Annotated in this window: 13 protein-coding genes, 1 tRNA gene and 1 pseudogene; 11 read left to right on the top strand and 4 right to left on the bottom strand. The window is 55.3% G+C overall.

Annotated features, from left to right (window positions below):
- Window positions 1-452: hypothetical protein (locus ACREAY_RS08150; RefSeq protein WP_431755274.1), on the top strand; the 452-nt coding region annotated here is incomplete at its 5' end.
- A 9-nt stretch (window positions 453-461) separates the two neighbouring features.
- Here ACREAY_RS08150 and ACREAY_RS08145 read toward each other — a convergent pair.
- Window positions 462-583: transfer RNA gene (locus tag ACREAY_RS08145), tRNA-Ser, on the bottom strand.
- A gap of 89 nt (window positions 584-672) precedes the next feature.
- Between ACREAY_RS08145 and ACREAY_RS08140 the strand changes: the two genes are divergently transcribed.
- Complete coding sequence (locus tag ACREAY_RS08140) at window positions 673-1,098, top strand: hypothetical protein (protein ID WP_431755273.1); 426 nt, start codon at window positions 673-675, stop codon at window positions 1,096-1,098.
- On the opposite strand, the gene ACREAY_RS08135 is transcribed toward ACREAY_RS08140, so the two are convergent.
- Window positions 1,064-1,405 (bottom strand): PqqD family protein, encoded by a 342-nt coding sequence (locus ACREAY_RS08135; protein WP_431755272.1) that lies wholly within the window; start codon window positions 1,403-1,405, stop codon window positions 1,064-1,066. The two genes, ACREAY_RS08140 and ACREAY_RS08135, sit on opposite strands and share 35 nt — an antisense overlap.
- A 61-nt stretch (window positions 1,406-1,466) precedes the next feature.
- On the opposite strand from ACREAY_RS08135, the gene ACREAY_RS08130 reads away from it, so the two are divergent.
- A complete protein-coding gene (locus ACREAY_RS08130) occupies window positions 1,467-1,877 on the top strand; it encodes a Mov34/MPN/PAD-1 family protein (protein ID WP_431755271.1) in 411 nt (136 codons plus the stop codon).
- On the opposite strand, the gene ACREAY_RS08125 is transcribed toward ACREAY_RS08130, so the two are convergent.
- Complete coding sequence (locus ACREAY_RS08125; protein WP_431755270.1) at window positions 1,874-2,089, bottom strand: hypothetical protein; 216 nt, start codon at window positions 2,087-2,089, stop codon at window positions 1,874-1,876. The two genes, ACREAY_RS08130 and ACREAY_RS08125, sit on opposite strands and share 4 nt — an antisense overlap.
- A 74-nt stretch (window positions 2,090-2,163) precedes the next feature.
- Here ACREAY_RS08125 and ACREAY_RS08120 point away from each other — a divergent pair, with 74 nt between their 5' ends.
- The 7 genes from ACREAY_RS08120 to ACREAY_RS08090 are packed head-to-tail and all read left to right on the top strand — an operon-like array spanning window position 2,164 to window position 6,469.
- Window positions 2,164-2,475: a hypothetical protein gene (locus ACREAY_RS08120; RefSeq protein WP_431755269.1), complete on the top strand. Its 312-nt coding sequence runs from the start codon at window positions 2,164-2,166 to the stop codon at window positions 2,473-2,475.
- 1 nt (window position 2,476) lies between these two features.
- Complete coding sequence (locus ACREAY_RS08115) at window positions 2,477-2,806, top strand: hypothetical protein (protein WP_431755268.1); 330 nt, start codon at window positions 2,477-2,479, stop codon at window positions 2,804-2,806.
- 60 nt (window positions 2,807-2,866) lie between these two features.
- A complete protein-coding gene (locus ACREAY_RS08110) occupies window positions 2,867-3,580 on the top strand; it encodes an ATP-binding protein (RefSeq protein WP_431755267.1) in 714 nt (237 codons plus the stop codon).
- 27 nt (window positions 3,581-3,607) lie between these two features.
- Window positions 3,608-4,633: a flap endonuclease-1 gene (fen, locus tag ACREAY_RS08105; RefSeq protein ID WP_431755266.1), complete on the top strand. Its 1,026-nt coding sequence runs from the start codon at window positions 3,608-3,610 to the stop codon at window positions 4,631-4,633.
- 53 nt (window positions 4,634-4,686) lie between these two features.
- Window positions 4,687-5,391 carry an MIP/aquaporin family protein gene (locus ACREAY_RS08100; protein WP_431755265.1) on the top strand — a complete coding sequence of 235 codons (705 nt, stop codon included), beginning with the start codon at window positions 4,687-4,689 and terminating at the stop codon, window positions 5,389-5,391.
- 56 nt (window positions 5,392-5,447) lie between these two features.
- Window positions 5,448-6,071, top strand: coding sequence for a nucleotidyltransferase domain-containing protein (locus tag ACREAY_RS08095; RefSeq protein ID WP_431755264.1), 624 nt, complete (start codon window positions 5,448-5,450; stop codon window positions 6,069-6,071).
- Entirely contained in the window at window positions 6,068-6,469 is a 402-nt protein-coding gene (locus ACREAY_RS08090; protein WP_431755263.1) for a HEPN domain-containing protein, read from the top strand. The genes ACREAY_RS08095 and ACREAY_RS08090 overlap by 4 nt, the downstream gene beginning before the upstream one ends.
- Here the strand turns inward: ACREAY_RS08090 and dps are convergent.
- Window positions 6,447-7,031, bottom strand: coding sequence for a DNA protection during starvation protein (gene dps, locus ACREAY_RS08085; RefSeq protein ID WP_431755262.1), 585 nt, complete (start codon window positions 7,029-7,031; stop codon window positions 6,447-6,449). The two genes, ACREAY_RS08090 and dps, sit on opposite strands and share 23 nt — an antisense overlap.
- 99 nt (window positions 7,032-7,130) lie before the next feature.
- On the opposite strand from dps, the pseudogene ACREAY_RS08080 reads away from it, so the two are divergent.
- A pseudogene (locus ACREAY_RS08080) lies at window positions 7,131-7,824 on the top strand (site-specific DNA-methyltransferase); the annotation flags it as partial.

The following is a 7,824-nucleotide window of genomic DNA, read 5'->3' as shown; positions in this document are numbered from 1 at the left end:
ACAATATCAGCTTGCGAGCGCCTCCCAACGGCATGGCAAAGCGCTCAGGCAAGGCAAGGTCAGACGTTGTCATAAAGGCAAAGACCACCTCTTTTCGGATTCTCGAAATCGGGCAGAGCGGCGTCAGGGCCGAGTTGACGAGCAAGGGGACGGTGACCGGCAAGTACAGGGCCACCCACTGGGACACCGTAGAGATGCAGATGAACCAGGACGGAACGTCGAGCTGGCAGGTAAAGTTTATGCAGATGACTGACAGGGGCGAGGTTCTCGTTGGGACGGGAAGCGGCACCGGCGAAGCTGCAAACTCGAAGGGGGTTGCAAAGCTGAAAGGCGAAGGCACCCACATGACCACGTCAGAAAGGCTGGCGGGCATCACGGGCAACGGGTGGGCCTGCGAGGTCGACAATCATGTGGCAGCCGACACGGCCGTGGTCGCCGTGAGTTTCAAGTGAGTCAAAAAGCGCCGGGGGTGGGACTCGAACCCACGAGTCCCGAAGGACATCAGCTAGCGCGTCCGCGACATGTGATCTCGAGGCTGACCCCTTTTAGGGTCCTAGGACATACCTAGCTTGGGTACCCCGGCAGTGCCACTGCGATTGCTGTGCAATTTAATCTTTGCACGCGCCGGGCCGGACTGAAAAATTATATAATCAGGCGCAGGACAGTTAGACCGTGCTGGCTACATCTACAAGGCCGCCGACGCCTGATGAGGTGCGGAAACTTGACCTTACCGACATCGCAATCGCTGCGGGGCTTGCAGACTCGCTGCGCGACCGGCTCAGGCACCACGTCGCCATCGACCCCTTCACGGTCGCCGACCCGTTTGACGGCGACTACTCGTACTCTGTCGTCCTTGACAGGGAAAAGCCGGACCGAGTCGTTGCCATGATGGCCAACAAAAAAGACTCGATGCCCCAGATGCCGTGGTCGACGATGCTCGGCGAGGGCCTTGCAAAGGTGGCAGTATCAAAGGAAGAGGCAAAGGCTCTAAAGCACGAATTGATGCCAAAAGAAACGAACAACTTTTACCCCTACCGGCGCAACAGCCGCATCGCGGGGTTCTTTATGTTTGCGTTCCAGGTCTGCGGCCAACGCTGACCTCTTTGACGTCGACCAGTGAAATTTCGTAGAACTGGCGCACCATCTGCTCAAGCGACCTCTTTACGTCGCCCTCGTCGCCGGAAGAAATACGGAGGACTTCGTGGTAAAGGTCTTCAAACGTTATGCCGTTGCACATGTGCCACAGCGATATCGCGGTGTCGTTGACGCGGTAGGCCTCTCCCCTGCCGTTTATCAAGAGCGGCGTCCCGTCGCGGTCGTTTCCCACCGTGCCCCTCCGCAAGAGTAGCCTGTTGTCAGCCTCTTTTTTCAAAAGCATGTTGCCTGCGTCAAGCTCCCTATCCACGGACAGGTTATTATCTATTCTGCCAAGTAGGTTAAAATACGATGGCGCGCAAAAAATCCCGTTGCTGTTCCGGAAAAAAGGCGCGCCCAGGCCCCAGACGCAGGTTTCCATAACGCGCCAGGCAGCGGACGGCATCATCACCTATGCCAAGACGTGGCACCCAAACGAGGCGATCCTTATCCTGCAGGGAAAAAAGAAGGACAACACGATAACCATCGAAGGATTGGTCATACCGCCGTTTTCGTCAAACGGGCCTTTCTTTTCCGGGTTCTCGGATTTCTTTCTGCCCTTTGACAGCTCGTACGTCGGCATGGCGCACTCGCACCCCGGCGCCTCAAACAGGCCGTCGCTTGAAGACCTGAACCACTTTTTCGGCTTGGTGTCGGTGATAATCAGCTTTCCCTACGAAGACAAGACAATAGGGGCGTTTGACCGCAACGGCGGCAGCATGCCGGTCACCATAATCGGCTAGCGCCTGCGCCGGCCAAAGTCCATCTCTATCCCGCGCTTTTCGTCGTAGCTGAACGTGAACGACTCGTCCGGCATCACCGGGAAACTCGACAGCGCAGAAGACGAGCAGGAAGGGCACCTGTCCCTCGCCCTTGACTTGTCAGTGTACGTCGCGCACCAGCGGCAAGAGTCGCACAGCACAAATATCGACGGCTGCAGGACCGCCTTTTCCATGCGCCTTAAAGGCAGCCTGTCGCTTTAAAGATTGCCCGGAAACCTTAATAAAAGAAAGTCGCTAATGTAGCTTCATGAACTGGATGGGGCAGCAAATGATATGGATAGTCATATCCATTGCGATCAGCATCACGCTCAACATACTGCTCTTTCCTATCATCGGATGGTTCGTGCTCATCCCGATAATCGGCGTCTTTCTCGGCATATCCTACTATATGCGCAAGCGCGCGATGGCGCGCATGGGCATGGGGGGCCAGGGCGGGGGCTTTGGCGGCATGCTGGGAGGCAGCGGCGGCATAAATTATGTCTGCATCGCCTGCGGCCACAAGTACAAGGGCGGGGCCTGCCCCCGGTGCGGCTCCAAGATGAAGCGGGCAGACTTTTAGCATGGCACTTGAGCAGCTGCGCGACAAGGCGTTCTTTCAAAACACCATCGACGTGTGGATAGCCTACTGCGAGGAGAAAAAGCTGGAATGGTACGACCCTGAGGCGTACCGCAGGTTCATCCGCCACCTCAACTCCAAGAGATTAAAGATGGCCAAGTTCCCGCTATGCATAAAGGAGTCCGGCGGCATGTACGAGAGGGGCAAGGACAAGGCGGTGTTCCTGGAGCAGCTGTCAAAGCTGTCGTCTGACGACGCGGCCGCGTATACTGTGAAGCTGAGCGGCGAGGTGCTATCTGCCATACGCTCGTTCAACCCGGGTCTAGAAAATTAGAGCCTGTTGGCATCATTACTTGGCAGGTACGGCTATAGCGCATCTGCGGCAATTACGACCATGCAAGAAGAGGATCTGCCGGTCGGCGTGCATGAAGACGTCGAGCGCGAGGTTGCAAAGGGGCCCCTGCAAAAGGAGGAGCCACTGTTTGCCAGCATCGTGGGCTATGACGACGTCAAGCGCCTGTTCTCCCTTTCGCTTTCGTCCGACAAGCCTGTCCACATCCTGCTTGTCGGCCCGCCCGCTTCTGCCAAGACGCTCTTTATGCTCGAGTGCATGAAACTTGAAAGGTCGTATTTCACGCTCGGCAGCCACAGCACCAAATCCGGCATGATAGACTACCTCTTTGAAAAGAGGCCCCGGCACCTGATAGTCGACGAGATAGAGCACATGCCGATGAAGGACCAGACGGCGCTCCTCAGCCTGATGGAGACCGGCATCGTGGCAGAGACGAAATTCCAGAAGACGCGCAACACGCAGCTAAAGACGTGGGTGTTTGCGACAAGCAACGGCACCGACAGAATGCTGACGCCCCTGCTGTCCCGGTTCGTCGTGCTCCACTTCAAGCAGTACTCTTTTGGCAGCTTTGCCGAGGTGTGCACACACATACTGGGCCGCGAGGGCGTGCCGGCAGAAATCGCCGGCGCAGTGGCAGACGCCGTCTGGAATAAGTTAAAGTCCAAGGACGTGCGCGACTGCATAAAGCTGGGCCGGCTTGCCAAGAGCAAGGAAGACGTGGAATGGCTGGCGCAGACCCTGAGGACGTACAGGTAGATATAACACTTTCACGCTACCACCTGCATGGGGCTTGACCTAAAGCCGCTCATAACTCCTACCCATTTCAAACTTGCCGAGCTGTCCGGCAAGGTGGTCGCCATCGACGCTTACAACACTATCTACCAGTTCCTATCTACGATACGCGGGCCTTCCGGCGAGCCGCTTGCAAACGGCAGGGGCGAGATTACAAGTCATCTGACCGGCCTCTTTTACCGAAACGTCAACCTTCTCATGGAAGGCGTAAAGCCGGTCTATGTCTTTGACGGCAAGATGCACCCGCTCAAGGCGCAAGAGATCGAGCGCCGGTTCCAGGTAAAGCAGGAGGCGGTGGCGCAGTACAACCATGCGCTCGAAGAGGGCAGGATGGACGACGCCGTGAAATACGGCAAGCGCACGTCAGTCCTCACAAGCGCGATGGTCGAAGAGTCGAAAAAAGTGCTGTCGGTGATGGGCATACCATACGTGCAGGCGCCGGCTGACGGCGAGGCGGCTGCGGCACACCTGACAAAAATAGATCTCGCCCATGCGTCTGCGAGCCAGGACTATGATTCCGTGCTGTTTGGCGCAAAGAGGCTGGTGCGCAACCTGGCCGTGTCGGGCAGGCGCAAGGTGCCAAACAAGAGTGCCTACGTCGAAGTCGAGCCCGAGATATACGAGCACGAAAAGGTGCTGAAGGAGACCGGCCTGACGGCAGAGCAGCTGGTCGACGTCGGCATATTGATAGGGACTGACTTTAACCCCGGCGGCTTTGCCGGGATCGGGCCCAAGACTGCGATAAAACTTGTCAAAGAGCACGGCCGGCTTGAAAATGTCGAGAAGGTAAAGCACCTGCTGGCTGAGGTGCCGTACCAGGAGATCCGCGACATATTTCTAAAGCCGGAGGTGCCCAAGGTAGACAAAATAGAGTTTGGCCCCGTAGACCGGGAAAAGGTGCTGGACTTTTTGTGCGTTGACAAGAGCTTTTCGACAGACAGGGTGGCCGGCACGCTTGACCGGCTGCAAAAGGCGCACGACGCCCGGAGCCAGTCGCTTGAAAAGTGGTTTGGCTGACCTGTAGAAAATTGTCGATCCTTTTATATAGACTCGCCAGAGGTTCATGACCTATGGTCAACCCACGGGCCTGGCTTGCAGAAGCCATTGGCACATACGCGCTGGTCTTTTTCGGCCCGCTCTCTATAACGATTGCAATCGCGGTTTTCGGCCTCTCGCTTGGCGCCGAGGCGCTTCTGATAATATCGCTCGGGCACGGCGCGGTGATAGGCATCATGGTCTACGCCTTTGGCCACATCTCTGGCACGCACATCAACCCCGCAGTCACGATAGCGATGATGGCGACCAGGAGGATGAAGGTGTCAGACGGCGCCGGCTATATCGGCTCGCAGATCATTGGGGCCGTGGCGGCGTCGGCGACGCTTGCGGCAGTGATACCCAAGTACGCGTCGCAGGTCAAGTTCGGCGTGCAGACGGGCCCTTCCGAGTTCCTTGAAGGGAGCGCGGGCGCCGGCTTTGCAGTCGAGGCGATATTGACGTTCTTTCTGGTTACTACGATATTTCTGGTCGCCGTCCACAAAAAGGCGGCCGCCGGCTTTGCAGGCGCGGCGATAGGCACCATGATATTTCTGCTCCACCTGGTGGGCGTGCCTCTCACCGGGGCCAGCATGAACCCTGCAAGGACCTTTGGCCCCGCGCTGGTCTCGGGGTTCTGGGACTTTCACTGGATGTACTGGGCAGGCCCGATAGTGGGCGCGCTGGTGGCGGCCTTTATCATGAACTATGTGTTTGTGAAAAAGGCGGAAAAGGAAGCATAGCTCCTGCTCTTGGCTCATGTTCGGAAAAGTGTTTATATGTATGATAAATCATACATATGAACGGTATTCCGAACATGAAGTTCCACTCTTACCTGGAAACGCTGCTCGGGAGCAGGGTGATGATCCGTCTGCTCCAGACGCTTGTAAACCAGAAAGGCAGGGTCTTTACCGTGCGTCGTCTTGCCCAGGCTGCCGGCGTTTCAGCTAGCGAGGCAGGCGTGGCAGTCCAGCAGCTGGAAAGGTACGGGGTTCTGAGAGTGCAACCGGCGGGCAGGTCGTACGTCCTGTCTCTAAACAATGATAGCTATGTCCTTGATAAAATATTGCAGCCTGCCATAAAGGCAGAACGCGACACCCTCCCAACGCTTGTCAGGCTGCTGCAAAAGCACCTGAGTGGCAAGCCCATAGTGTCGGCAGCATTGTTTGGGAGCTTGGCGTCTGGCGACGAGAGGGAGGACAGCGACATAGACCTGTTCATCGTTTCAGACGACTTTGATGGCTCTATCGCCAAGATGATAGATGCCCAAGATCTCGTCTCATCCACCTTCAACAAACACCTGTCGCCCCTAGTAATGGGCAAAAAAAAGTTCATATCAAAGAAGGATGAGCCGCTGGTGCGTTCTATCATGGCAAACCACATCATGGTTGCGGGCAAGGACCTGTCGGAGCTGGTCCGATGACGCGCTCTGTCGACCCGGACAAAGCCGCAAACTATCTCAAAAAAGCGGAAGGCTCCCTGCACATGGCAAGGATAGCTATCAAAGAAGGAGAATTTGACAGCGCAGTAATGAACGCCGTGCATAGCGCCATAACTGCTCTTGATGCCCTTACAGCATCGCGCCGGTCAGAAAGGGCGTCCGGTTCTCACACAGACGTGCTGTCGCTGATAAAAGGAATCTTTACCGCGGACGAGTATCCTGATGTCGAAAAACAGTTCACTTCGCTTTTGGGCATGAAGAACACCTCCGAGTACCAGCCTGAACTGATGAACAGGCAGGACGCGGAAACGGCTGTCAAGCGGGCCGAGCGCCTGATCAGCAGGGTAAAAGAAAAGCTCAGAGCTGGCTCAGAGCCCTAGAGTGCTTGTGGGTGTGCGGGCGCTCGCCTGCATACTTTCTCCGCATGTGGCCCGACGGCCTGCCGTAGATGAGCTCCAGGAACCACGACTCGTGCTCTATCTCTTCTTTCAGTATGTCCTTGGCAATGTCGTAGGTGGGAGGGTCCTTGCCTATGGTAAGATTGCACAGCTTGTTCCAGTTCACTATCGCGCCCTGCTCGGCTGTCAGGCACTTTTTCAGTATCTCCTGCAGGTTCGTCGCCGGCGTTGGTAATTGGAGGAATTCGCAGCCCGACATCCTGACGAATTCCATCGCGTCGTTTGGCAATGTTCCGCCCAGCTCGTAGATGCGCTGGATGCACGACTCGAAATGGCTCAGGTCCTCCATCCTTGCGTCTTCGATTATGCCCTTCATGCCTTCTCCTTCGAGGCCGACGCAGTGGGCGCGCAAGTTGGTGAAATAATAGTATGCGGTGAATTCCACCGACGCGTTGTAGATGAGCGTCTTTACTATCTCGTCTACGTTGGCGCCGTTCTGCCTCAGCACGTTTACCCCCACGATGTTTAGCTTTTCTTCGGTCATTTGATGGAAGGCAGTTGCCGGCGAGACGGTAATAAGGTTTGATATTAGAGAACGATAAACAGTTTATTTACTTGTGGTAAAATTATCCAATAGAATTCTATGGCCAAAACCAAGGCAAAGATTTCGAAGAAAGTAAAACGAGCTACTAATTCTCCTTCGGATAGCGTCGAACAGTATGTGCATAGCGATAAAAAGCGGCCGTACGATCCTCCTGTTGGTTTGGTGACGCCAGAGACTGACGGAAGCCCTACAAAGACAAAGTACGCGTATGACCAGCACCTTGATCCGCAGTTGCAGTGGGCCGGAAAAGCAGAACACACCAGCTTTGAGGTGGACACGGTGTCATTGCACGTTCACGAACGGATTGACCCTATGACGATAATAGAGGGCATTATGAAAAAGCAGGACATATACAGACATCACTCGCTACTTGGTTTGAGCAGAAGGAGCAGAACCCTCCCCTGCGTGATGCCATCCAGTTTTACAAGCACAGTCAGAACTGGTCAAACCGACTGATAGCCGGCGACTCGTTGCTTGTGATGAATTCGCTCCTGCAAAAGGAGGACATGGCCGGCAAAGTACAGATGGTGTACTTTGACCCTCCATACGGGCTGAAATATGGTTCTAACTTTCAGCCTTTTATTAACAAACGTGAAGTAAAGGATGGAAGTGACGAAGATCTAACTCAGGAGCCTGAGACTGTTAGAGCATTTAGAGATACATGGGAACTTGAAATTCATTCCTATCTAACTTATTTGCGTGATCGTCTGTTGCTAGCACGCGATCTTTTAGC

It is taken from the genome of Nitrososphaera sp., assembly GCF_050748925.1.
GTDB lineage: Archaea > Thermoproteota > Nitrososphaeria > Nitrososphaerales > Nitrososphaeraceae > Nitrososphaera.
The sequence above is the reverse complement of the archived record's forward strand: the minus strand, read 5'-3'. Positions and strand labels throughout refer to the sequence as shown.

Bases quoted from the DNA above. Each gene is read 5' to 3' on its own strand.
- ACREAY_RS08120 (WP_431755269.1), top strand. From the start codon at position 2,164: ATGAACTGGATGGGGCAGCAAATGATATGGATAGTCATATCCATTGCG.
- ACREAY_RS08090 (WP_431755263.1), top strand. From the start codon at position 6,068: ATGACGCGCTCTGTCGACCCGGACAAAGCCGCAAACTATCTCAAAAAA.
- fen (WP_431755266.1), top strand. From the start codon at position 3,608: ATGGGGCTTGACCTAAAGCCGCTCATAACTCCTACCCATTTCAAACTT.
- ACREAY_RS08095 (WP_431755264.1), top strand. From the start codon at position 5,448: ATGAACGGTATTCCGAACATGAAGTTCCACTCTTACCTGGAAACGCTG.
- ACREAY_RS08110 (WP_431755267.1), top strand. From the start codon at position 2,867: ATGCAAGAAGAGGATCTGCCGGTCGGCGTGCATGAAGACGTCGAGCGC.
- ACREAY_RS08100 (WP_431755265.1), top strand. From the start codon at position 4,687: ATGGTCAACCCACGGGCCTGGCTTGCAGAAGCCATTGGCACATACGCG.
- ACREAY_RS08125 (WP_431755270.1), bottom strand. From the start codon at position 2,089: ATGGAAAAGGCGGTCCTGCAGCCGTCGATATTTGTGCTGTGCGACTCT.
- ACREAY_RS08115 (WP_431755268.1), top strand. From the start codon at position 2,477: ATGGCACTTGAGCAGCTGCGCGACAAGGCGTTCTTTCAAAACACCATC.
- dps (WP_431755262.1), bottom strand. From the start codon at position 7,031: ATGACCGAAGAAAAGCTAAACATCGTGGGGGTAAACGTGCTGAGGCAG.